The organism is Micromonospora sp. NPDC005161 (assembly GCF_053599855.1).
On the sequence record NZ_JBSFYQ010000034.1, the window covers coordinates 52,318 to 74,640 of the forward strand.

The following is a 22,323-nucleotide window of genomic DNA, read 5'->3' on the forward strand; positions in this document are numbered from 1 at the left end:
CCCCCGCTTACCCGGGTCGCCCGGGATGTCACCTCGCGGCCGTGAGCCCGTGACCAGGTTTCATTCACGTCGTTCAACCGGGGACGTCGATACGATGCGTGAACAGAAGCGGACTCTCGGTGGTGGAGATGGACAGCGGACTCGATACCAGACGGATCGTGCACCCGACAGAGCGGATCGTCACCGGGCGGTTGGTCCGCCTGCTCGACGGCTACACGCGCGAGGTGCGCATCGGCCAGCCGGTGCTGGTCGTGGTGCTCGCCGCAGCCGCGTTCGCCGCGCTCCCCGCCCTGCTGCTGCGCTCGCTCTTCTCCGCCGGGAGCGGCGGCACCCGGCGGCGCTGGAAGGAGCTGAAGCAGGGCCCGGAATACCTGGTCACAGCGGTGCGGCTGCGCAACACCGCCAACCAGCTCTGCGAGGTGGAGCTGCACGGCCACCTGCCGCAGAGCGCCCTGCACCCCGCCGACCAGGTGCAGCTGACCCTGCGCCCGCAACGCGACCCGGAGCTGCCACCCCGGATCGAGCGGATCGTTAACCTCACCACCGGGCAGCTGCTCACCCCGCGTACCGCGACGCTCTGGTCGCATCTCGGCCCGCCGCTGCTGTTGCAGGCGGTGCTGGGCGCGCTGCTGCTCGCCGGCGTCGCGGCCTGCTCCGCGCTGACCTGACCAGCCGGGCCCGGGTTTCCGCGCCCGGCGGGGTGCGCACCGGCATCGGCATGTTTCCCGGATTCACCCTCGACGAGATCGACGTCGGCCCGGTGCGCCTGCGGGTGCGCCACGGCGGGTCCGGCTCGCCGGTGGTGCTGCTGCACGGCCACCCCCGTACCCACGCGACCTGGCACCGGGTGGCGCCGCTGCTCGCCGAGCGACACACGGTGATCTGCCCCGACCTGCGCGGGTACGGCGGGTCGACGAAGCCGGCGGAGACCGCCGACCACTCCGCGTACGCCAAGCGGGCGATGGCCCACGACGTGGTCGCGCTGCTCGACGCGCTCGGCCACGAGCGGGCCGCGGTGGTCGGCCACGACCGCGGCGCGTACGCGGCGATGCGCACCGCGCTGGACCACCCGGATCGGGTCAGCCGGCTCGGTGTGCTCGACGGGGTGCCGATCGGTGCCGCACTGGTCGGCTGCGACGCCCGTTTCGCCGCCCGCTGGTGGCACTGATTCTTCCTCGGCCAGACCGACAAGCCGGCGGAACGGGTGATCAACGCGGATCCGGACGCCTGGTACGGCGGCTCCCCCGCCGAGATGGGCGAGGAGGCGTACGCGGACTACTCCCGGGCGATCCACGACCCGGCCACGGTCCACGCGATGTGCGAGGACTACCGGGCGGGCCTCGGCCCGGACCGGGCGGGCGACGACGCGGACCGCGCCGCCGGGCGGAAGATCGGCTGCCCGCTGCTGTTCGTCTGGGCCGAGCGCGACGACATGGTGGAGCTGCACGGCGACCCGGCGGCGATCTGGCGGGAGTGGGCCGACGACGTCCGGGCCACGTCGATCGACTCGGGCCACCACATGGCCGAGGAGGCGCCGGAGGCTCTCGCCGCCGTACTCGCCGACTTCCTGCCCGACTGACCGGTCAGCGCGGCCGGCGGATCAGCGCGACGTGCCGCTCAGCCGACCGGGGCGGGCTCGCGGGCCGGTCGGCGGGCGGACTCGAGCATGCCCCGACGGCGGGCCCAGCGCTCGAAGACCAGGGTGGCGAACGGCGGCACCGCGCAGGCCAGCGCCACGACCGTGGCCAGCAGGCTCCACCGGTGCAGCCGGGCCACCGCCAGCACCAGCAGGACGTACGCGACGAACAGGCCGCCGTGGATCGGGCCGAAGATCTTGACGCCCAGCTCGTTCTCCGGCGGACCGTACTTGACCACCATGCCGACCAGCAGGGCCAGCCACGAGCACGCCTCGGCGATCGCCGCCGCGACGAAGAGCCGGGTCACCTTCTCACGCATTCCCACGCCACCACCTCTCGGGCGGCAATGCTAGCGGTGCGCGCCGGCCGCGCCGGAGCGGACCACGCGGGCGCGACAGGGATCACCGGGCTCACAGGTGGGTAGGAAGGGACCATCGGGTCTTCCCCGCTCGCTCGACACGTGCGAGGTTAGGGGGACCAGCGGTGACAGGGTGGTGACCATGGGCGAGGATGTCGGCGTACGGACCTTCAGCCGAGAGGACCGGGCCCGCTACCGGGACAAGGTCCGCCGTTGCCTGGACGTCTTCGCCGAGATGCTGCGCGAGTCGCGGTTCGACATCGACCGGCCACTGACGGGGCTGGAGATCGAGCTGAACCTGGTCGACCAGGCGTCGATGCCGGCGATGCGCAACGCCGACGTGCTGGCGGAGATCGCCGACCCGAGCTTCCAGACCGAGCTGGGCCAGTTCAACATCGAGATCAACGTGGCGCCCCGCCGGCTTACCGGCACCGGCACCGCCGAGTTCGAGGAGCACGTGCGGGCCAGCCTCAACGCCGCCGAGGAGAAGGCCCGCGCGATCGGCGCCCACATGGTCATGATCGGCATCCTGCCGACGTTGCGCCCCGAGCACCTGACCGCCGAGACGCTCTCGCACAACCCCCGGTACGCGCTGCTCAACGAGCAGATCTTCGCCGCCCGTGGCGAGGACCTGCCGATCGCCATCAGCGGGGTGGAACGGTTGGCGGTCACCGCCGACACGATCACCCCGGAGGCGGCCTGCACCAGCACCCAGTTCCACCTTCAGGTGAGCCCGGCGCAGTTCGCCGACTACTGGAACGCCGCCCAGGCCATCGCCGGCATCCAGGTCGCCCTCGGCGCGAACGCGCCGCTGTTCTTCGGCCGGGAGCTGTGGCGGGAGACCCGCATCCCGCTGTTCCAGCAGGCCACCGACACCCGGTCGGAGGAGATCAAGGCCCAGGGCGTACGGCCCCGGGTCTGGTTCGGCGAGCGCTGGATCACCAACGTGTTCGACCTGTTCGAGGAGAACGTGCGCTACTTCCCGGCACTGCTGCCGGTCTGCGACCCGGAGGACCCGGCGCAGGCGCTGGCCGCCGGTGAGGTGCCCAGGCTCGCCGAGCTGCGGCTGCACAACGGCACGGTCTACCGGTGGAACCGGCCGGTGTACGACGTGTCGCGCGGCCGGCCGCACCTGCGGGTGGAGAACCGGGTGCTGCCCGCCGGGCCCACGGTGCTGGACACCATCGCCAACGGCGCCTTCTACTTCGGACTGGTCCGGGCCCTGGCCGAGTCGGACCGGCCGTTGTGGTCGCAGATGTCGTTCAGCGCCGCCGAGGAGAACTTCACCAGCTGCGCCCGGTACGGCATCGACGCCCAGGTCTTCTGGCCCGGCCTCGGCTACCTGCCGGTCACCGAGCTGGTGCTGCGCCGGCTGCTGCCGATGGCGCATCACGGCCTGGACCGCTGGGGGCTCGACCCGGGCGAGCGTGACCGGCTGCTGGGCATCATCGAGCAGCGCTGCCTGACCGGCCGCAACGGCGCGACGTGGCAGGTGGAGACGCTGCACCGGCTGGAGTCCGCCGACCACCTGGACCGGCCGGCGGCGCTGCGCGAGGTGGTCCGGCACTACGTGACGCTGATGCACAGCAACCGGCCGGTGCACGAGTGGCCCATCCCCTGAGCGGGCGTCGTCACTCCCCCGGTCGGTCCCAGGGTGACGGGTCGTCGCGCAGCCGGCTGTAGAGGTACCCGTCGCGCCACCGCCCGGCCCGAAACTCGCAGGCCCGCACGACGCCTTCGAGCTGGAAGCCGGCCTTCTCCAGCGACCGCTGCTCGGCGACGTTCTCCGGGTGGGTGCCGGCCTGGATGCGCTGCGCCGGGCTGTGCTGGAACAGGTAGTCGCAGAGCAGCGCCTGGGCTCGCCAGCCGATGCCGCGTCCGCGCCACGCCGGCAGCAACACGATCCCGATCTCCCAGTACGACGCCCTGCCGCTGTAGCACCCGGAGACGTAGCTGACCAAGCCGGCGGCGGCCTGGTCCGGCTCGACCTGGACGATGAGCCGCCCGTCGTCGGCGCCCAGCCAGCCGTCGGCGGCGAACCGCCGCGCCGGTGCGCCCGGGTCCCGAAAGCCGGACCAGTCCAGCCCGATCAGCCCCGGCTCGGTGCAGAACCGTCGGAACATCTCCAGGTCGGCCTCGGCGACCGGCCGCAGTCGCACCGTGGGTTCCCCGCCCGCGTACGTCGCGCCAGGCGCTGACTGTCGCTCGTTCTCCATCACGCCGTTTCCCTCCTCGGTGGCGGCAAGGACGTTGTGGCCGGGACCGTCAGCGGCTGTCATGCGCGGCGACGAGTCGCTTCGGCGCACGGTTGCGCCAGGCGTGCTCGATCAGCTCCCGCATGCGGTCCTCGGTGACCTTGGACAGGTCGACGCGGAGGCCCACGAAGATCCGGCCGTTCCGCCACACCTCCTCGTAGATGTCCGGCTGATCCTCGGCCGCCGTGCTGGCCTCCGCCTGCCCGACACACACGATCGCGTGCGCGTCGCCCTTCTCCAGGTGAGCGAGGAGCTTGTCCGCGACGCGGAAGCCGGGCAGCCGGAAGTGCGGCTTCTCGACGACCTCCGGCAGAGCCATCGCGTAGCTACGGATGTCAGCCAGCCTGATCATGGGTCAAGGACTCCTCGTTGTCGTCGCGGTAGTCGAACCCGTGCTGACGTCAGGTTACGGCTGGCGACGCCGCCGGTGCGGCGCACGCGTCCTTTTTGGACCCCCACTGCCATCGACGCGTGTCGTAGGCTGGTGCGGCGCGGACATCGATGTCGATGAGGGGACCGCCTGTGAGTGCTTCCGGAACGGACCGCACCCTGTCCCGACGGCACGTGCTGGGTGTCGGGGCCGGCGCTGCCGGTGCCGCGTTGCTTGCCGGCACGGCCGAGGCGGCGTCCGCCGCGCCGGGTGGCCCGAAGCGCGCGTTGCGTGCGCCGGTGCTGGTGCCCGGTGACCGGGTCCGGGTCGTGTCGCCCGGCGGCACTCCCAACCCGGACAACATGGCCCGCGGTGTGGAGATCCTGCGGAGCTGGGGCCTGGTGGTCGAGCTGGGCACGCACGTCTTCGCCAGGTACGGCTATCTGGCCGGCACCGACGCGCAGCGGCTGGCCGACCTGAACGCGGCGCTCAACGATCCCGGGGTCCGTGGTGTCTTCGCCGCCCGTGGCGGCTACGGCACCCAACGGATCGTCGATCGGATCAGTGTGGCCGGGCTCCGTCGCGATCCCAGGGTGGTCGTCGGGTTCAGTGACATCACCAGCATCCACGGCCGGCTCTGGCGCGAGGCCGGGCTGGTCACCTTCTACGGCCCGATGGTCAACTGGAGCGACAGCCGCACCGGCCCGGAGTCGGCCGAGTCGCTTCGCCGGGCGGTGATGACGACCGCACCCGTCACCATCGCCCGGGATCCCGCCGAGACGGCGGCGCCCGTGCTGGTGCCGGGCCGGGCGACGGGTCCCCTGCTCGGCGGTTGCCTCACGCTGATCTCCACCTCGCTGGGCGCCGCTGACGCCCCGAAGTTCGACAACGCCATCCTGTTCTTCGAGGACGTGGACGAGGCGCCGTACAGCATCGACCGGATGCTGACCGAGTTGCGCCGGGTGGGCGTGCTGTCCCGGGTCGCCGGGGTGGCCATCGGGCAGATCACCAACAGTGTCGGTGGTCCGAACGAATGGGACGCGGCGGCGGTCCTGAAGGACCGCCTCTACGACCTGGGCGTACCGGTCCTCGGCGGGCTCCGGCTGGGCCACGGCAACGGCCAGCTCACCGTTCCGCTCGGCTCGCGGGCCACGATCGACGCCGTGGCGGGGACGCTGACGGTGGAGCCGGGAGTCCGTCCCCGGTAGCCGGCGCAGCGCCGGCTGGTCCGAGGCGTCGTGCGGGGCTCGTCCGGGGGCGATGTCCCCTGTGAACGTCATACCTCAGAGGCATATTTATGACACACGGTCATATCCCCAACGAGTACGCCCGCGCCGCGGCGACCGCCGGGGCAACGGCCTGGTCGTCGACCTGACCGATCTCGCCGACGTGTGATGGTGCGTGGCACGACCGTTTTCCGGCCGAGCCGCGTCGTGGCGCGGGCCGCTCGCGTACCTGTCGTTGATGATGGGTGCCATGACGTCAGTGGGCGCGCAGCGGGTGCGGGATGCGAACGGCGCGACGCACAGTCCGGTGGAGCAGCGACTGATCGAGTCCGTCGCCCGCGGCGAGGTGCTGGATCTGGCCGGTGACGGGCCGGTCGGTGTTGCGGCGATGCGGTCCTGGGGCGACGACCGGACGATCTCCGCTTCGCTCATCCGTGACCTGGTCCGCGGCCGGGTGGTCGACGCGCCCGACCCGCACGGCCTGCGGCTGCGCGGAGCACGGATCGCCGGCCAGATCGATCTGGAGAACATCGCCAGTGAGCTGGCGCTGGAGCTGCGCGACTGCCTCCTGCCCAGCGGCGTGAACCTTCGCAACGCTCGGCTGGCAGCGGTGGCCCTGACCGGGTGCCGCATCGAGCAGGCGCCCGGTTCCGCGGACGCGGCACTCGACGCCACCCGCTGCACCGCGTGGGTGCTCTCACTTGACGGGAGCACGGCCACCGCTGATGCCGCCGCCGGCACCGTTCGGCTCGCCGGCGCACGCGTCGGCACGTTGGACTGCCGCGGAGCGCGGTTGGACAACAGCTCGGGCCCCGCCCTGGACGCCGACGGCCTCCGGGCCGACCAGAGCGTGTTCCTCAATGACGGGTTCGCCGCCAGCAGTCCCAGCGCACGCGGCACCGTCCGGCTGCTCGGCGCCCACATCGGCGGGCAGCTCAACTGCCGTGGGGCACGGCTGGAGAACACCGCCGGGCCGGCGCTCAACGCCGACAACCTCCGGGTCGACCAGGACGTGCTGCTGTCGAACGGCTTCACCGCCAGCAGCGCCAGCGAGCAGGGCACCGTCCGGCTGCTCGGCGCCCACATCGGCTCGTTGAGCGCCGGCGGTGCGCGGCTGACGAACACCGCCGGACCGGTCCTCGACGGCGACGTCCTCAGGGTCGACCGGGACGTGGCCCTGGACGACGGTTTCACCGCCACCAGCACCAGCGAGTGGGGCACCATCGGCCTGGCCGGCGCACACATCGGCGGAATCCTGGCCTGCGGCGGCGCGCGACTGGAGAACACGATCGGCCCCGCCCTCGACCTCAACAGCGTCCGGGTCGACCAGGACGTGCTCCTGGATGACGGATTCGACGCCACCAGCGGCGGTGACGAGGTGGCGGTGCTGGCGCTGGCCGGAGCGAGGATCGCCGGCGGTCTCCGCTTCGACACCGGTCGGGTGACGCGCACGGCGCGCGGTCCGGGACCGCTGATCGAACTGGACGGGCTCACCTACAGCGGCCTGCCGCGCCCCGCGTCACTGCCGGACTGGTTGACCCTGCTGCGCGAGCACACGCCCCGTTACAGCGCCCAGCCCTACCAGCACCTCGCCGCCGCCTACCGGGCCGTGGGCCACGACCGCGACGCCCGCACCGTCCTCATCGCCCAACGCCGCGACCAGATTCAGCGCGCCGGGCTGACCGTCGCCGAACGGGCGTGGGGTCGTCTCATCGGCATCACCCTCGGCTACGGCTACCAGCCCTGGCGTGCCCTGCTCATGCTCCTCGCCACACTGGCGCTCGCCGTCACCCTCAGCGTCATCGGCGGCCACCACGGCGGCCTCGCGCAGAAGCCGGTCACCAGCGCTGCCGCCGCCTGCACGACCATCGACCAGATCGGTGTCGGCCTCGACCTCGGCACCCCACTGCTCAGGACCGGCGCCCGCGACCGCTGCCAACCCACCGACGCCGCTGCCGGTCAGATCCTCATCATCGCCGGCTGGATCCTGCAACTGCTCGCCTGGAGCTTCGCCACCCTCTTCATCGCCGGCTTCACCAGCGCGGTCCGCAAGACCTGACCTGCTCCGCCGGCGGGCGCGGCTCTGCGGTGCTCAGCCGCGCGGGGTGGGAACTCCGAAGAGATCGGTGATGCCGCCGGGAAGCTGGGCGAGCAGGTCGTGACGCTGGTCGTCGTCGAGCGCCTCGGCCACGGTACGCAACACCGCCTGGGCGTGTTGACGTACCTGGTCCGCGTTCGCGACCTGCTCCCGGTCACCGACGTTCTTCAGGAACTCGCCGACGTCCCACCGACGGCCCTGCGGGTTACGGGTGACCGACGCGTCCAACCCCTTCGGTAGCTGTGCCGCGAGGTGGTCGGCCTCCTGTCCGGCGAGTCGTTCGCCGAGCACCGACAGGACGGCCTGTATGGACCGCACGGCCTCGTTCTCGCCGAGGCCCGCGCGCTTCCGTACCGTGGCGATCATCTGCTCGTACTCCATGACCCGCTCCTTCCGTCTTCTCGACCGGCCGTCAGGCCTGCCGGCGGACGAACGGGGCGAGTTCCCAGGCTCCCTGACCGCAAACGGGGTCGCCCGTCGACCCGGACACCCGGCCGTCGGGCGGGAAGGACCTCACATCTCGCCGCGAACCATGCGGATCAGCCGGTCGAGGACGCGGCCCTCGCTCACCCGCAGGCCGTCGTGCTCGTACTCGTTGGTGATCCAGGGGCGCAGGCCGCGCACCGCTCGCGCGGTGGCCAACGAGTCGTCGGTGTCGACGTACATGTCGTCGTGGTAGATCGCGGCGGCGACCGGCACCTCGTTGCGGGCCAACTGCTGCGGGTCGTACAGGTCCGGCCAGTCCGTGCGCCGCGCCAGCAGCTCCGCCGCCTCGCCCAGCGGTTCCAGCGACGGATCGGTGCCAACCATCCACGGGTAGATCATCTCGCCGGTCAGCAGCACCGGTCGGCCCTCCGCCAACGCCCGGTCGGGGTCGAACTGCGGGAACTCGGCCCGTACCGTCTCGGCCGCCCACCCGGTGGCGGCCGGCGACACCGAACGCTGGCCGTAGATCGACTCGTGCAGCAGCGCGTAGAGCGGGCGGCTCGCGTACGACAGGTGGCCCCTGGACCTCGGCGAGGAACGGGTCGGAGAGCTGCGGGCCGGGTACCCCGGGCAGGAAGGCGTCTTCGAGCAGGTAGTGCAGGGTGTGCGACCCGTTGCCGGTGCCCAGCGTGATGCCGATCGCCTGGAACGCTTCGGCGGTCAGCAGCCCACCGCCGGGCAGGCGCACCTCCCGCTCCCGCAGGTGCCGCACGACGGCCCGGACGGTCTCGACGTCCTCCGGGTAGCGCGTGTAGTGCGCCTCGACCTTGCGCTGCACGCGCGGGTAGGCGGCCCGGTAGACGTGCTGCGCCGTGCTGCGCAGGCCGGGCAGACCGCCGGTCACGAGGGCCTCGCCGACGCCCTGCGGCGCGTACGACAGGTAGGTGAGGGTGCAGAAGCCGCCGTAGCTCTGGCCGAGCAGGCTCCACCGCCCGTCCTCGCCGAGGAGTTCGCGGCGGATCAGCTCGCAGTCGCGGACGATCGAGTCGGCCCGGAAGTGCGCCAGATACCGGGCCTGCGCGGCGGCGTCTCCGCGCCGCGGCAGCGTGTGCCGGTCGGCGGGGGTGGACCGGCCGGTGCCGCGCTGGTCCAGCAGCAGCACCCGGTAGTCGTCCAGCGCCCGGTCCAGCCAGCTGTCCCGGCCCACCGGGCGCGGTGACCGGCCGCCGGGCCCGCCCTGTAGGAAGAGCAGCCAGGGCAGCGGCTCGTGCTGCTTGCCGGCGGCCACGACCTCGCGGGCGTACACCTCGATCCGCTCGCCGGCCGGGTCCGCGTGGTCGAGCGGCACCTGGAAGCGATGGTCGGTGATGACGGTGCCTGGTTGGCGGTAGGTCGGCACGGGTGGTCCCTTCCCGGAGGTTGTCCCTGACCGGACATATTCTGACCGGCCACCGGAACCTTCTCCCCCGCCCGTTGGTGGAACTGGTGGAAGAAGGGGGGTGGCGGTGTCCGACGGTGATCTGATCTCCGAGCTTTACGCCAGCTGTTTCCGGCGTCTGGTGGTCCAGTTGTACGCGGTGACGGGCGACCTGAACGAGGCGCAGGAGGCGGTCCAGGAGGCGTTCACCAAGGCGCTGGCCACGCCCCGACGTTTCGCCGAGCTGGAGAACCCGGAGGCGTGGCTGCGCCGCGTCGCGGTGAACGTGGCGCGCAGCCGGTACCGGCGTCGGCGCGTACTCGATGGGCTGCTGCGTCGGATCGGCCCACCGCCGGCGGTCGCGGACCACTCGCCGGAGCACCTCGCCCTGCTCGCCGCGCTGCGCGGGCTGCCCGAGGGGCAGCGGCAGGCGCTCGCCCTGCACTACCTCGTCGACCTGCCGGTGGACGAGGTCGCCGCCACGCTGGGCGTTTCGGCCGGGACGGTGAAGTCCCGGCTCTCCCGCGGGCGACACGCCCTGGCGGCGCTGCTCACCGACACCACGGACACCGGGAGGATCGATGCCCGTTCGTGAGTTCTCCGGGTTCGACGTGGAGACCGTCGCCGAGGCCGTCCGACAGCCGCCGCCCCTGGAGGCGTTGCGCTCCACGGCCCGGTTCCGCCGGCAGCGGTCGGTGGCGCTGGTGGCGACCGCGCTGGTCGCACTGGCCGGCGTGAGCGTCGCACCGCTGGTGACGGGGCCGGACCGGGTCGATCCGGTGGGGCCGCACGAGCCGGCACCTCGCCCCGACCAGTCCGGCGACTTCACGCTGACCGGTCCGGACTCCGGTGTGGACGTGCGACGGAACGACTGCCTCCTGCGGTTCGCGCTCACCGACAACCGGGGCCGGAGCTGGTCGGACTGGGACGCGGCCCGGTTCCAGGGCACCAGATGCGCGGCCAACCCCACGCCGACGGTGTGGGACCTTGAGTTCTCCGTGCTCAGCGAACGGTCCTACCTGGTCAGCGACGCGGGACTGCTCCGCCTCTCCACCGACTACGGCCGTACCTGGCGGGACGGGAACGAGGCGATCGTGGCTGTTCCCACGTTCCCGGCGACGGCCCGGCCGGTCTTCTGCGGGTTCGGCTGTGGAGCCCTGCAGGAGCCGCTGGCCGTGGATCCGTCGAGCGGGACCGTGTACCGGCTGACCGGCAAGGCACCGTCGTGGCGTCCGCTCTTCAGCCTCTACCCCAGCCCAGACGGCACGATCTGGGCGACGTACCAGATGCCGAGCCCCTCGGGAGCGACCGTCGCCCGCAGCTCCGACCGGGGCGCGACCTGGACCACCTGGGAGGTGGGTGAGGACAGCAGCGTGGCGGCGATCGTGGGGGTCGACGACCGGGAGGGATACGTGCTGACCGAGCCATCGACGGCGGGCGGCGCGTGGCGGCTGCGGAGAACCACGGACGGTGGGAAGACCTGGACCGACACCGGCGCGGACCTGCCGAAGCGGACGCAGTGGGACCTCACGGTCGGGTCCGACGGGTCCCTGCTGGCGATCACGCCGGGCGGTGGCACCGAGGCCGAACGCCGCGCGACGCTGCTGGTCAGCAGGGACGACGGGCGGCACTTCACACTCGCCCGGGAGTACGGGCCGGTCGTCGGCACGCTCAGCGTCGCCCCCGGGTACGCCTGGCTCTTCGGCCGGGACGACGGGTCGACGGGCGAGCCGGACCACCTCCTGCTCACCACGGACGCGACCAGCTGGACGCGTTTCAGGCTCGCACCCTGAGCAGGGGCGGACGTGTGGCGGCAGCCCCGCCACACGTCCGGCCCATTGACAGTCTCCTCATCGAGGGCCTACACAGGAGTTCGACGCCCATCTATGACAACGATGTCATCCGGGCGTCGTCACCTCGAAGGAGGGTCCGCCTCATGCCCCGATCAGGCCCGTCCCGTCTGCTCAGCCTGCTGGCGACAGCCATCACCGGCACGTCCGTCCTCGTCGCCGTCGCCGCGCCCGCCGCCGCGGCGCCGCTCAACCTCACCTCGTTCGTCAACCCGTTCATCGGCACCGACGACAGCAACGCACCGAACCCAGTCGGCGGAGGCGCCGGCGGCAGCACCGTCCCCGGCCCGATCCAGCCGTTCGGGATGGTGCAGCTCAGCCCGGACACCCCGACCGCCTCACCGTCGGGGTACCGGTTCAGTGACACTCAGATCGAGGAGTTCAGCCTCACCCACTTCAACGGGGCCGGCTGCGCCAACAACGAGGACCTCGGCATCCTGCCGATCACCGGCGCTCTCGGCTCCTCGCCGGGCACCGCCTGGACGTCCTACCGCGCCAGCCAGAACAAGAGCCAGGAGCAGGCCCGGCCCGGTTTCTACCAGGCGGTGCTCAGCAACTACGGCAACACCAGGGTGGAGGCCTCGGCCACCACCCGCACGGCCGCCCTGCGACTGACCTACCCGTCCACCACCAGCGCCCGAGTGCTGATCAACACCAGTCGCAGCGCCACCGGCAACCGGGCCGGCTCGCTCGCGATCAACGGCTCGACCGTGACCGGCAGCGTCACCGGCGGTGGCTTCTGCGGCAGCTCGAAGACGTACCAGATCTTCTACCGGATGGAGTTCGACCGCGCGCCGAGCGGCACCGGCACCTGGCTCGGTGGCACCGTCACCGCCGGCGGCACCAACGTCAGCGGCACGAACTCGGGCGGCTATCTCACCTTCGACACGTCCGGCAACGCGGTCGTGCAGGTCAAGATCGGGATCTCCTTCGTCAGCCAGGCGGGCGCCGCCGCCAACCTGGCCGCCGAACAGTCGGGCTTCGCCTTCGACACCGTCCGCACCAACGCCGACGCCCAGTGGAACAGCGTCCTGAACCGGATCCAGGCCACCGGCGGCACGGCCGCCGACCTGCAGAAGTTCTACACCGCGCTCTACCGCGTCTTCATCAATCCCAACATCTCCAACGACGTCAACGGGCAGTACCGCGGCTTCGACAACGCCATCCACAGCGCGAGCCATCCGGTGTACCAGAACTACTCCGGGTGGGACATCTACCGCTCGTGGGCGTCGCTGATCGCCTACCTCGCGCCGCAGGAGGCCGCCGACATCGCGAAGTCGATGGTGCTCGACGGCCAGCAGGGCGGCCTGCTGCCGAAGTGGTCACACAACTACAACGAGGCGTTCGTGATGACCGGCGACCCGGGGCCGATCATCGTGGACAGCATCTACCAGTTCGGTGTCCGTGACTTCGACACCGCCGCGGCCCTGGCGCTGATGAAGAAGGGCTCGGCCGGCGGCACCACCCAGGGCAGCCCGATCCGGGGCCGCCAGAGCGGCTACGTGCAACGCCAGTACATCGACGGCGATCCGTCCGACTCGTTGGAGTACTCGGCGAGCGACTTCGCCGTCGCTCAGTTCGCCCGCGCGCTGGGCGACACCGCCACGTACAACACGCACATGACGCGCGCCCAGTGGTGGCGCAACACCTTCAACACCGAGTCGAGCTACGTGCACCCGCGCAACGCCGACGGCACCTGGCCCTGGCCACTCGACCCGGCCAGCCAGTCGAACTTCGTCGAGGGCAACGCCTCGCAGTACACCTGGATGGTCCCGTACAACTTCGCCGGCCTGATCAACCTGATGGGTGGGCGGCAGACCGCGATCCAGCGGCTGGACCACCACTTCACCCAGACCAACGGCGGGCAGTCGCAGCCGTACTTCTACATCGGCAACGAGCCGGAGCACGGCGTGCCGTGGGCGTACCACTTCGCGGCGGCACCGGCCGGCACGAGCGCCGCCGTACGACGGATCATGAATGAGTCGTTCACCACCGGCCCCGGCGGCCTGCCCGGCAACGACGACCTCGGCGCCACCTCGGCGTGGTTCGTCTGGTCGGCGCTCGGCATGTACCCGCCGACGCCGGGCGCGGACACCCTCGCCCTGCACGGCCCGCTCTTCCCCTCGATGCTGGTCGACCGGCCCACCGGGGATCTCCAGATCACCGCTCCCGCCGCCGGCCAGGGCAACCAGTACGTCCAGGGCCTCTCGGTGAACGGCACGTCGACGCAGCGGACCTGGCTGCGGTACGCGGACATCGCCGGGGGCGGCACCCTGGCGTACACGATGGGCGGTGCGCCGTCGTCCTGGGGCACTGACCCGGCCAACGTGCCGCCGTCGTTCAACGACGGGTTCACCCCGCCGCCGGCCGCCCCGGACCTGGGCACCAACCTCGCCGCCGGCAGGCCCGCCACCGGCTCCGCCGCCTGCAACAGCGCCGAGGGTCCGGAGAAGGCGTTCGACGGGCGGCTCGGCAGCACCAGCAAGTGGTGCTCCCTCGCCGCTGGCACGAAGACCCTCCAGGTCGACCTCGGCGCCAACCAGACGGTGCGGTCCTTCGTCGTCAAGCACGTCGGGCTCGGCGGCGAGACCACCGGCTGGAACACCGCCGCCTTCACCATCCAGACCAGCTCCGACGGCACCACCTGGACGACCCGCGCAACGGTGACCGGCAACCGGTCCAGCCGCACCTACCATCCGATCGGGGCGGTGACCGCGCGCTACGTCCGGCTCGCCATCACCACCCCCACCAACAACGGCAACGGCGCCGCCCGCATCGCCGAGTTCGAGGTGTACGGCGGCGCGGCGGCCACCAACCTCGCGCTGAACCGGCCGGCCGTCGCCGACTCCCAGTGCGCCAGCACCGAGGGGCCGGAGAAGGCCGTCAACGGCAGCACCTCGGGCGGCAACACCGACAAGTGGTGCTCGACCGGCGCCAGCAAGTTCCTGCGGATCGACCTGGGCGCGACCCGCGCGATCACCAGCATCCGCGTCCTGCACGCCGGGGCGGGAGGCGAGAACCCGGCCTGGAACACCCGGGACTTCGACCTTCAGGTGTCCCCTGACGCCGCCACCTGGACGACCGCGGCGCAGGTTCGGGGCAACACCGCCGACGTCAGCGAGCATCCGGTCTCGGCCAGTGGCCGGTACGTACGGGTGAACGTGCTCACCCCGACCCAGACCACCGACGGGGCCGCACGTCTCTACGAGGTGGAGGTGTACGGGTGAACACCAGATTCCTCTCCGCCGTACTGGCCGCCGTGCTCGCCACCGGCCTGTCCGCCGCCGGTGCCGGGCCGGCGGTGGCCGGGCAGACCAGCCTGCGGGCCGCCGATCCGAGCGTGATCCGCGTCGGCGGCACGTACATCTCCGTCCAGTCGCTCGACGGCGGGATCGCCGTCCGCCAGGCATCGTCGACCGACGGGCTGGCCGCCGCTCCCGCCCACCGGGTGTGGTCGGACGCCCGCAACCTGGGCGAGGTCTGGGCTCCGGAGATCGTCACCGACGGCGGCCGCTACTACATCTACTTCTCGGCCGGGCGCGGCCCAGCACACCGCATGTACGCGATCAGCTCGGCGTCGCCGGCCACCGGCTACACGGCCGAGCGGCAGCTCGCGCTGCCCGGCGGCAAGTGGGCCATCGACGGCAGCCTGTTCACCTTCAACGGGCAGCGGTGGTTCGTCTGGTCGGGGTGGGGCGACACCAACGTCGAGCAGAACATCTACCTCAGCCGGATGAGCGACCCGCTCACAACGACGGGCAACCGGTTCATCATCTCGCAGCCCCGGGAGAGCTGGGAACGCGTCGTCGGCAACCCGTACATCAACGAGGCCCCCGAGGCGATCAGGGACCCCAACGGGCAGCTGCACATCGTCTACTCCGCCAACGGCAGTTGGAGCAACCAGTACTGCCTCGCCGACCTGCGCCTGCGGGCCGGCGGCGACCCGACCTACGTGTGGGACTGGTACAAGTCGAACGGCTGCCTGTTCGGCTCGAACCGGGCCACCATGATGGCCGGCTGGGACCCCACCCTGCACGTCGACGGCCCCGGCCACCACAGTTTCGTCCTGCTCAACGGCGACATCGCCACGAGCCCGCCCGCTGGGCCGAGGTTCCCGCTGATGTTCCACGCCGTGCCGAAGGGCACCCCGTACTCGTGGGCGAACCGCTACTGGTACACCGGCACCTTCTGCTGGTGGGGAAACACCACCTACCGCCGCGCCAACGTGCCCGGCCCGACGACCGACACCGGGTTCAGCATCAAGTTCTTCGAGTGATCCGCACGCTTCAACGGCCGACGCCGGCCAGGGTGGCGAGACGCGCCACGCTGGCTGACGTCGGGTGAGCGACGACGGTCAGAAGGTCACGCTGACGCCGGCCGCCTTGCACGCGGCGGTGATGTCCGCGCCGGCCGTGTTAGCGTTCCATCGCGCCCCAGATGGGCCTACCCCCCGGAGGTTGTGGCTACTTCAGCCGCCACGCCGAGATCAACACGACGTACGTGTGTCTCGCGCGGAGTCCGGGGCGTCGGCGCCCTCGGGGCTTTGTCATCGGTGCGGTTGGTGGACGCCGCGGGCTTCCGGTCGGGTCTTCGGATCGACCGGGAAGACGGCACACATGGCAGTCACGTTCAACCACACCATCATCGCCACAAAGGACAAGAGCGCGTCGGCCGCGTTCTACCGGGAGCTGTTCGAGCTGCCGGAGGCGCCATCGTGGGGACCGTTCGCCAACGTCCTGCTCGACGAGGGCGTGCTGCTCCAGTTCGCCGAGCCGCCGGTGGACATCCAGATGCAGCACTACGCGTTTCTCGTCGACGACGAGTTGTTCGCGCGGTGCCTGGCGCGCATCGAGGGGCGCGGCATCACGTACTGGGCCGACCCGCAGATGAAGCGGGAGGGCGAGACCAACACCGAGCACGGCGGGCGGGGCTTCTACTTCTTCGACCCGGCGGGGCACGCCATCGAGATCATCACGCGGCCGTACCTGTAAGCCGCACGGGATGCCACTTTAACCCGCCATAGACATAGGCGCGCACGCATAGGCGGCTAATTCCGGCGGGACTTCGAACAACGATCTCGGTGGATATCTTAGCGAAATATTTGTTCGGGACGCATAGACGGAGGTGTCGGTGAGACACAGAAGACGATTGCGGTCAAGACTCGCCGCAGTGGTTGCGGCACTGGTCGCCGCACAGGTGGGGCTCGTCGCCGCCCCGGCGTCGGCAGGGGAGAAACGCCTGTGGGAGGTGGAGGTCGCCAAGATCCCCACCGCCAAGTACACCCGCGACGCGAAGGTCTACATCACCGAGTCCGTCCAGGCCCTACGGCCGTACGTGGAGGGCGGGCTGGGAGACAGCCGGATCGCCCCGGTGCTGGCGGACGTCGAGAGCCGGTATTTCGACGGTGCACGGCTCAAGAGCGCCGGCGACGGTGCGACGGTGTTCGACAACCTCCAACACCTGGAGTCGTTCCTCAAGAGCCGGCTCACCGGCGCCAGCCCGCCCAACGGCGAGGCCGAGCAGGCACATGTGGTTGCGCTGGTGGAGAGCTTGTCCGGGTTGCGCCTGCTGGCGGACGCCGCGATCCAGGATGCCGAGGCGACGATCGGGCCGTTCCGGGCCAGCCTGCCGCCCGCGCCCGCCCCGGCTGGCCTGGCCCAGGCGTTCGCGGACCTGGACGCGGCCAAGGTCAGCCTGGCCAAGGCCGACACCATGCTGGCCAAGGCCAATCCGACCCCGGCGACGGTCCACGCGGCGAAAGCCTGGGACAACGGCTTCCGCGTGCTGACCCGGCTGGGCATCACCTACAACGGCGACCACGATGACGACGGGGTCATCGATGTGATCGAGCTGCGGTTCGGGTCCAGCCCGCTGCTGGTCGACTCCGACGGCGACGGGTTGACCGACAAGTTCGAGATCACCGAGTTGGCCGGCTGGACCCGGCCCAACGCCGTCGACAGCGATCAGGACGGGGTCGCCGACGGCGCGGAGGACGTCGACGGCGATGGCCTCACCAACCTCGACGAGCAGCGGCTCGGCACCTCGCCCACCAACCCGGACACCGACGGCGACGGCGCCACTGACGGTGCCGAGGTGGCCCAGGGCAGCAATCCGCTCGTCGCCGACCAGCCACGCGCTCCGCCGACACCCGGCGACGTCCCGCCGATCGTCCCCGTCCCCACGGACACCGACACCGACGGCGACGGCCTGCCGGACCTTGTGGAGGAGGACGGCCTCACCGATCCCGCCAACGTCGACACCGACGGCGACGGGCTCTCGGACTTCACCGAGGACGACCTCTCGATCAACCCACGTGTTCAGGACACCGACGGGGATGGTCTGCGCGACGACTACGAGGTCGCCAACGCCGAGTCCCAGGGCCTCGACCCTGGCCGATTCGACGAGCAGATCAGCAAATGGACGTACGTCTCCGACTTCCTGCTCGGCATGTTCGCCGGCGACTTCGCCGAGAAGGACTCGATGGCGTGGCTCGCGGGCAACCTGTGTGGCGGCGGGCTGAGCGTCATCCCGGTCGTCGGCTGGATCCTCGGCGGGCTCGCCGACATCCGCGACACCATCGCCGCGCTCATCCACGGCGAGTGGGTCAGCGCGGGTCTCAGCATCCTCGGCGTCGTCCCCTACGTCGGTGACGCGGTCGCGCTCCCCGCCAAGGTCGCGAAGTTCGTCCTCAAGTACACCCACCGCCTCATGCCGGCGGCCCGGCTCGTCGCCAAGTACGACAAGATCCCCGACACCGTCAAGGAGCTCACCTACGAGCTCATCATGCCGGAGGTCTGGGCAGCCCTCGTCGAACCGGAGGGTATGGCGGCCGCCGCCAGCGGCAAAATCAGCAAGGGCAACTTCGATCGGCTGTTCAGAGGTGAGCGCACCGATCTCCAGAAGATCCACCTCGCGCTCAAGGCGGTGGGCAGCAACGGGCGGAATCTGCACGTCCCCGGCCCCGACGTCAGGTGGGCCACGGGCCGTAACGACGGTCAGAACATCTTCGTCGACGAACTCATGGGATACCGTGACGACACCACTCGCGGCCGGCCCCAACTCTGGCTGAGGCAGGCCGGCGTGCCAGGGCAGTTCGAGCCCAGCGGCCGGTCGACCGACTATGGCGAGTACAGCCCTGAAGGCTGGGTCATCCACGAGGTCAAGACCGGCGTCCCGACCGAACACGACCGTCACAACCTCGTTCAGTGCGATGAGGACAGGTGGTACGCCGACCCGGCCAACCAGGACAAGATCCTGGCGGACAACAAGATCAACCCACAATTCCGGGACACAAAGATCAAGGGAGCACACTGGCACTTCATGCCACACGGTGGGTATAACTCACTCGGCCCATCGGATCTTGTGCTCGATTGTTTGAAGAAGAACAACATCCCCTTCACCATTCACTTCCCGCTGAGCTAGCCGGGTTCGTCGGGGGCCGGGCCGCCAGCCCGGCCCCCGACGCGTTCACCACGAAGGAACATGCGCCCATGACAGTTGAACCACCCCCCTACGCGGTGCCCGACGTCGAGTCCGAGGACCCCACCGGCGACCCGGGCTACGTCCTCTACCGCGTCGACCGACTCGCCGGCTTCCCTCCGGTCGCCGCGGCCACCGGCCGCACCCCGAGCGTCATTCCGGCGATCTGCTCGGACGACAGCGTGATGCGGGAGGTTTTCGCCCAGAGCCGCGACGCGCTCTCCCGGCAGCTCTGGGTCGGTACCGACGACGGGCTGCACTGGGAGTTGAGCTTCGGCGACGGCGTCAAGTTCATCGTCGACACCGGGGACGAGCCCGTGGATCTGCTCCGGGACGCTCTGGAGGCGCAGCCCTGCGTCCGCAACGCCGAACGCTACTGCGACGAGAACTTCAAGGTCGAAACGACCCGGGTGCTGCGGGCCGACGAGATGGCCGCCTCCTTCATCGACACGGTCGTCACCGCCCACCGCGAGTTCGCCCGTCGCCAGGGCATCGATCTGCCGTACTGAGGCCAGCACGGTGCTTTACGGTGCGGGTCGACGGCACACGAGGAGGAACGACGATGGCTGCGTCCGTACGACGTCTGGCGACCGCGATGGCCACGGCGTCGACCCTGGTTTCGTTGGGGGCGTGCAGCACCGGTGACGCAGCCGAGGTGCGGACGCCGGGCACGGAGGTGACGGTCACTCCGTCGCCGGCCGCCCAGCAGGAGTTCCAGCGGTTGGAGAAGACGTTCGAGGCGCGGCTGGGGATCTACGGCGTCGACACGGGCACTGGTCGCAGGGTGGAGTACCGGGCCGACGAGCGATTCGCGTACGCCTCGACGTGGAAGGCGTTGGCCGCCGCCGAGGTGCTGGACGAGACCACGGACGCCGAGCTGGATCGTGTGGTGCGGTACTCGGCGCAGGACCTGGTGTCGTACTCACCGATCACCGAGAAGCACGTCGCCGAGGGCATGAGCCTGCGCGCCGTCGCCGACGCCGCCGTGCGCTACAGCGACAACACGGCTGGCAACCTGCTGCTGCGTCACCTCGGGGGGCCGCAGCGGTTCGAGAAGGAGCTGCGCGAGGTCGGTGACACGGTCACCGACGCGGCCCGCTACGAGACCGAACTCAACGAGGCGACGCCGGGTGACAAGCGGGACACCAGCACCGCGCGGGCTCTGGCCGACGACCTTCGGGCGTACGCCGTGGGGGACGCCTTGGAGCCCGCGGACCGCGACCTTCTGCGCGGCTGGCTGCGGGGTAACACCACCGGTGGGGCGCTGATCCGTGCCGGGGTGCCCGAGGGCTGGGTCGTCGGGGACAAGACCGGCACCGGGGGGTACGGCACCCGCAACGACATCGCCGTGATCTGGCCGCCCGACCGCGCCCCGATCGTCCTCGCCGTGCTGTCCAGCCGCGACGAGAAGGACGCCACCCACGACGACGCCCTCATCGCCCAGGCCACCAGGGTGGTCGTCGCCCAGCTGTGACCTTCGGGCGGTCACTCCACCGTCCAGGCGATGGCGGGAGGGTGGACCCGAGCGCACAGCGGCCCGCCTGCGGCATCGGTCAACCCGACTCGGCCGACCAGCGTCCCGCTGCCCTCGTGTGCGGCGCGGAGCAGCTCGGTCGGGATGTCGGTGAACATCAACTTCGCCCGCCTGAACATCGCGAAGCCGTCCTCGGTCACCGCGCCCCAGCTCAGGTACAGGAACCGTGCTCCGGGACGCCCGTGCACCCACGGCCCTCCGACATCCAGCATCCCGTCGATCTCCCGGCTGGACACCTCGAAGCGCCAGGTCGCCGTCGCCGCGTCGGCCGGCACCTGATCGACCACCTCGGCCTTGCGCTGGACCCCGACGTGCACGTTGCCGAGCCGCAGCGCGTCGGCTTCCGCACCGGCGCGCCGCCCCGGAAGGTCGCTGCCATCGATCCGGATCCGCGTCGCACCGACTCTAGTGCGGCGGCCGCCGTTCGATATTCCGCTGGTGGGAGCGGGTGGACGTGACGCGGTGCTAGGGCGTCGCCGATGCGCGCGGCGTCAACCGGCCGACGAGAAGGTTCCGCCGGCCACCGCGAAGCTCACCAGAATCGCGCCGGCCAGTGGCACGGCAACCGCGACGGCGAGCGCCCGCCGACGGTTCGACCCGCCGGTCAGCACCACGATCAGCAGGCCCAGCGCAAGGTCGATGGCCACGTTCCACCACGCGCCGGCCGGGTAGTTGGGGTCGGTCGTCTTGCCGGCGAACCGGGCCGCCTCCTCGAAGAACACGGCGGCCGGCAGCGCGATCCCGACGACCTGCCGCCACCCCGCGCCGCACGCCCAGGTCCCGCCGGTGCCGAAGACCACTCCGGCGAGCACGCCGAAGAGCATCCAGACCAGCGACGACGGCGCCCAGAGCATCGCGAGGTCGTCGCCTTGCAGGAGTGCCGCCGCGAGGTAGTAGCTGGGCACCGCGACGACGAGCAGGACGGCGGCGCCGAGTGCCGAACGCAGCCGCCCGGACCGCGCCCAGTAGCCGAAGAAGAAGGCGGCGACCGCCCAGGTCGCGGTGGAGTTGCCGAGTTCGGCGATGGGGTACGGCAGCCACTTGATCCAGCAGAAGTCGAGGAAGCCGAGCAGGAATCCGCCCACCACGGAAGCGAGCGCCACCGTCCGGTCACCAGGTCGCATGGCCGCAGAGCATACCGAGTATGCCCCGACCGGCCTGGTCGGCCCCTCGTCTGCGCGATCGGTCTGACAGAGGCCGGATCTAGGTTGCCGTGTTGTCGTACTCCGTCTGGTGGCGGCGGATTTCGACGTGGTGGTCGGCGGACCAGGCGGCCAGGGCCAGGACGGTGGAGAGCAGCGACGTGCCCAGTGCGGTGAGGGCGTACTCGACGCGGGGCGGGACTTCCGGGTAGGAGGTCCGGGTGACGAGGCCGGTGCGCTGCAGGTGCTTCAAGGTCAGCGTGAGCATGCGCTGAGAGATGCCGGGGATCGCGTCGCCCAGGTTCGAGTAGCGGATGGGGCCGTCGGCGAGCGTACCGATGATCAACACGCTCCACTTGTCGCCGACGAGATCCAGGACCTCGCGGATGAAGTCGGCGTCCTGGTCGTTCCAGTGCGCACAGGGCCCTGGCGCGGCCCGGACGTTCGCCCGGACGTTGGTACGCCTCCGTCGAAGATCCTCAGCACTCATACCCACTACCCCTCCGTCAGCCGGTTGCCACGCACATGAAT

22 protein-coding genes and 1 pseudogene are annotated in these 22,323 nt (G+C 70.9%); 14 read left to right on the forward strand and 9 right to left on the reverse strand.

What is annotated here, in order from left to right:
* Nucleotides 1-119: 119 nt before the first annotated feature.
* Genes ACWD5O_RS27250 through ACWD5O_RS27260 form a run of 3 tightly spaced genes read left to right on the forward strand, consistent with a single transcriptional unit; the run spans nucleotide 120 to nucleotide 1,579 of the window.
* Nucleotides 120-668, forward strand: a complete 549-nt coding sequence (locus tag ACWD5O_RS27250; protein WP_450087000.1) for a hypothetical protein — start codon at nucleotides 120-122, stop codon at nucleotides 666-668.
* Nucleotides 669-718: 50 nt separating this feature from the next.
* Nucleotides 719-1,168, forward strand: coding sequence for an alpha/beta fold hydrolase (locus ACWD5O_RS27255; protein ID WP_450086976.1), 450 nt, complete (start codon nucleotides 719-721; stop codon nucleotides 1,166-1,168).
* A 36-nt stretch (nucleotides 1,169-1,204) separates the two neighbouring features.
* A complete protein-coding gene (locus tag ACWD5O_RS27260) occupies nucleotides 1,205-1,579 on the forward strand; it encodes a hypothetical protein (RefSeq protein ID WP_450086977.1) in 375 nt (124 codons plus the stop codon).
* A gap of 38 nt (nucleotides 1,580-1,617) precedes the next feature.
* Here ACWD5O_RS27260 and ACWD5O_RS27265 read toward each other — a convergent pair whose 3' ends face one another.
* Nucleotides 1,618-1,956, reverse strand: coding sequence for a DUF3817 domain-containing protein (locus ACWD5O_RS27265; RefSeq protein ID WP_450087001.1), 339 nt, complete (start codon nucleotides 1,954-1,956; stop codon nucleotides 1,618-1,620).
* 181 nt (nucleotides 1,957-2,137) lie between these two features.
* Between ACWD5O_RS27265 and ACWD5O_RS27270 the strand changes: the two genes are divergently transcribed.
* Nucleotides 2,138-3,616 (forward strand): glutamate--cysteine ligase, encoded by a 1,479-nt coding sequence (locus ACWD5O_RS27270; RefSeq protein WP_354967653.1) that lies wholly within the window; start codon nucleotides 2,138-2,140, stop codon nucleotides 3,614-3,616.
* A gap of 10 nt (nucleotides 3,617-3,626) precedes the next feature.
* On the opposite strand, the gene ACWD5O_RS27275 is transcribed toward ACWD5O_RS27270, so the two are convergent.
* Both ACWD5O_RS27275 and ACWD5O_RS27280 read right to left on the reverse strand, forming a co-directional pair.
* Nucleotides 3,627-4,274 (reverse strand): GNAT family N-acetyltransferase, encoded by a 648-nt coding sequence (locus ACWD5O_RS27275; protein ID WP_450086978.1) that lies wholly within the window; start codon nucleotides 4,272-4,274, stop codon nucleotides 3,627-3,629.
* Nucleotides 4,261-4,602, reverse strand: a complete 342-nt coding sequence (locus ACWD5O_RS27280) for an MmcQ/YjbR family DNA-binding protein (protein ID WP_450086979.1) — start codon at nucleotides 4,600-4,602, stop codon at nucleotides 4,261-4,263. Before ACWD5O_RS27280 ends, ACWD5O_RS27275 begins: the two co-directional genes overlap by 14 nt.
* Nucleotides 4,603-4,907: 305 nt before the next feature.
* On the opposite strand from ACWD5O_RS27280, the gene ACWD5O_RS27285 reads away from it, so the two are divergent.
* Together ACWD5O_RS27285 and ACWD5O_RS27290 are read left to right on the forward strand one after the other, a co-directional pair.
* Nucleotides 4,908-5,828, forward strand: coding sequence for a S66 peptidase family protein (locus ACWD5O_RS27285; protein WP_450087002.1), 921 nt, complete (start codon nucleotides 4,908-4,910; stop codon nucleotides 5,826-5,828).
* A 268-nt stretch (nucleotides 5,829-6,096) separates the two neighbouring features.
* A complete protein-coding gene (locus ACWD5O_RS27290) occupies nucleotides 6,097-7,905 on the forward strand; it encodes a hypothetical protein (protein ID WP_450086980.1) in 1,809 nt (602 codons plus the stop codon).
* Between the two features lie 33 nt (nucleotides 7,906-7,938).
* Here ACWD5O_RS27290 and ACWD5O_RS27295 read toward each other — a convergent pair whose 3' ends face one another.
* From ACWD5O_RS27295 to ACWD5O_RS27305, 3 genes and pseudogenes are all read right to left on the reverse strand, one after another.
* Nucleotides 7,939-8,325, reverse strand: a complete 387-nt coding sequence (locus ACWD5O_RS27295; protein WP_354967648.1) for a DUF2267 domain-containing protein — start codon at nucleotides 8,323-8,325, stop codon at nucleotides 7,939-7,941.
* Nucleotides 8,326-8,457: 132 nt separating this feature from the next.
* A complete protein-coding gene (locus ACWD5O_RS27300; protein ID WP_450087004.1) occupies nucleotides 8,458-8,880 on the reverse strand; it encodes a hypothetical protein in 423 nt (140 codons plus the stop codon).
* A 442-nt stretch (nucleotides 8,881-9,322) separates the two neighbouring features.
* A pseudogene (locus ACWD5O_RS27305) lies at nucleotides 9,323-9,769 on the reverse strand (alpha/beta fold hydrolase); the annotation flags it as partial.
* 106 nt (nucleotides 9,770-9,875) lie between these two features.
* Between ACWD5O_RS27305 and ACWD5O_RS27310 the strand changes: the two are divergent.
* The 8 genes from ACWD5O_RS27310 to bla all read left to right on the forward strand — a co-directional run bounded on the left by ACWD5O_RS27310 (nucleotide 9,876) and on the right by bla (nucleotide 20,590).
* The gene (locus tag ACWD5O_RS27310; RefSeq protein WP_450086981.1) at nucleotides 9,876-10,382 is read left to right on the forward strand and encodes an RNA polymerase sigma factor; all 507 of its coding nucleotides are present in this window, start codon (nucleotides 9,876-9,878) and stop codon (nucleotides 10,380-10,382) included.
* A complete protein-coding gene (locus tag ACWD5O_RS27315) occupies nucleotides 10,369-11,580 on the forward strand; it encodes a WD40/YVTN/BNR-like repeat-containing protein (protein ID WP_450086982.1) in 1,212 nt (403 codons plus the stop codon). Before ACWD5O_RS27310 ends, ACWD5O_RS27315 begins: the two co-directional genes overlap by 14 nt.
* A gap of 143 nt (nucleotides 11,581-11,723) precedes the next feature.
* Entirely contained in the window at nucleotides 11,724-14,864 is a 3,141-nt protein-coding gene (locus ACWD5O_RS27320) for a GH92 family glycosyl hydrolase (RefSeq protein ID WP_450086983.1), read from the forward strand.
* Nucleotides 14,861-15,913 carry a glycoside hydrolase family 43 protein gene (locus ACWD5O_RS27325; RefSeq protein WP_450086984.1) on the forward strand — a complete coding sequence of 351 codons (1,053 nt, stop codon included), beginning with the start codon at nucleotides 14,861-14,863 and terminating at the stop codon, nucleotides 15,911-15,913. The genes ACWD5O_RS27320 and ACWD5O_RS27325 overlap by 4 nt, the downstream gene beginning before the upstream one ends.
* Before the next feature lie 340 nt (nucleotides 15,914-16,253).
* Nucleotides 16,254-16,628 (forward strand): VOC family protein, encoded by a 375-nt coding sequence (locus ACWD5O_RS27330; protein ID WP_450086985.1) that lies wholly within the window; start codon nucleotides 16,254-16,256, stop codon nucleotides 16,626-16,628.
* Nucleotides 16,629-16,806: 178 nt separating this feature from the next.
* A complete protein-coding gene (locus ACWD5O_RS27335; RefSeq protein WP_450086986.1) occupies nucleotides 16,807-19,059 on the forward strand; it encodes a hypothetical protein in 2,253 nt (750 codons plus the stop codon).
* A 68-nt stretch (nucleotides 19,060-19,127) separates the two neighbouring features.
* Nucleotides 19,128-19,625 carry a hypothetical protein gene (locus tag ACWD5O_RS27340; RefSeq protein WP_450086987.1) on the forward strand — a complete coding sequence of 166 codons (498 nt, stop codon included), beginning with the start codon at nucleotides 19,128-19,130 and terminating at the stop codon, nucleotides 19,623-19,625.
* Nucleotides 19,626-19,678: 53 nt separating this feature from the next.
* Nucleotides 19,679-20,590 carry a class A beta-lactamase gene (bla, locus tag ACWD5O_RS27345; protein ID WP_450086988.1) on the forward strand — a complete coding sequence of 304 codons (912 nt, stop codon included), beginning with the start codon at nucleotides 19,679-19,681 and terminating at the stop codon, nucleotides 20,588-20,590.
* A gap of 11 nt (nucleotides 20,591-20,601) precedes the next feature.
* On the opposite strand, the gene ACWD5O_RS27350 is transcribed toward bla, so the two are convergent.
* The 3 genes from ACWD5O_RS27350 to ACWD5O_RS27360 all read right to left on the reverse strand — a co-directional run bounded on the left by ACWD5O_RS27350 (nucleotide 20,602) and on the right by ACWD5O_RS27360 (nucleotide 22,282).
* The gene (locus ACWD5O_RS27350) at nucleotides 20,602-21,081 is read right to left on the reverse strand and encodes a DUF5990 family protein (protein WP_450087003.1); all 480 of its coding nucleotides are present in this window, start codon (nucleotides 21,079-21,081) and stop codon (nucleotides 20,602-20,604) included.
* Nucleotides 21,082-21,141: 60 nt separating this feature from the next.
* Nucleotides 21,142-21,774, reverse strand: coding sequence for a DUF6518 family protein (locus ACWD5O_RS27355; protein WP_450086989.1), 633 nt, complete (start codon nucleotides 21,772-21,774; stop codon nucleotides 21,142-21,144).
* Nucleotides 21,775-21,853: 79 nt separating this feature from the next.
* On the reverse strand, nucleotides 21,854-22,282 hold the full coding sequence (locus ACWD5O_RS27360) for a winged helix-turn-helix transcriptional regulator (RefSeq protein WP_450086990.1): 429 nt from the start codon (nucleotides 22,280-22,282) through the stop codon (nucleotides 21,854-21,856).
* Between the last annotated feature and the right edge of the window lie 41 nt (nucleotides 22,283-22,323).

Excerpts from the sequence above, each read along its gene's own strand:
- ACWD5O_RS27315 (WP_450086982.1), top strand. The coding sequence starts at position 10,369 with ATGCCCGTTCGTGAGTTCTCCGGGTTCGACGTGGAGACCGTCGCCGAG.
- ACWD5O_RS27340 (WP_450086987.1), top strand. The coding sequence starts at position 19,128 with ATGACAGTTGAACCACCCCCCTACGCGGTGCCCGACGTCGAGTCCGAG.
- ACWD5O_RS27290 (WP_450086980.1), top strand. The coding sequence starts at position 6,097 with ATGACGTCAGTGGGCGCGCAGCGGGTGCGGGATGCGAACGGCGCGACG.
- ACWD5O_RS27355 (WP_450086989.1), bottom strand. The coding sequence starts at position 21,774 with ATGCGACCTGGTGACCGGACGGTGGCGCTCGCTTCCGTGGTGGGCGGA.
- ACWD5O_RS27295 (WP_354967648.1), bottom strand. The coding sequence starts at position 8,325 with ATGGAGTACGAGCAGATGATCGCCACGGTACGGAAGCGCGCGGGCCTC.
- ACWD5O_RS27280 (WP_450086979.1), bottom strand. The coding sequence starts at position 4,602 with ATGATCAGGCTGGCTGACATCCGTAGCTACGCGATGGCTCTGCCGGAG.
- ACWD5O_RS27360 (WP_450086990.1), bottom strand. The coding sequence starts at position 22,282 with ATGAGTGCTGAGGATCTTCGACGGAGGCGTACCAACGTCCGGGCGAAC.
- ACWD5O_RS27255 (WP_450086976.1), top strand. The coding sequence starts at position 719 with ATGTTTCCCGGATTCACCCTCGACGAGATCGACGTCGGCCCGGTGCGC.
- ACWD5O_RS27270 (WP_354967653.1), top strand. The coding sequence starts at position 2,138 with ATGGGCGAGGATGTCGGCGTACGGACCTTCAGCCGAGAGGACCGGGCC.
- ACWD5O_RS27275 (WP_450086978.1), bottom strand. The coding sequence starts at position 4,274 with ATGACAGCCGCTGACGGTCCCGGCCACAACGTCCTTGCCGCCACCGAG.
- ACWD5O_RS27265 (WP_450087001.1), bottom strand. The coding sequence starts at position 1,956 with ATGCGTGAGAAGGTGACCCGGCTCTTCGTCGCGGCGGCGATCGCCGAG.
- ACWD5O_RS27330 (WP_450086985.1), top strand. The coding sequence starts at position 16,254 with ATGGCAGTCACGTTCAACCACACCATCATCGCCACAAAGGACAAGAGC.
- ACWD5O_RS27320 (WP_450086983.1), top strand. The coding sequence starts at position 11,724 with ATGCCCCGATCAGGCCCGTCCCGTCTGCTCAGCCTGCTGGCGACAGCC.
- bla (WP_450086988.1), top strand. The coding sequence starts at position 19,679 with ATGGCTGCGTCCGTACGACGTCTGGCGACCGCGATGGCCACGGCGTCG.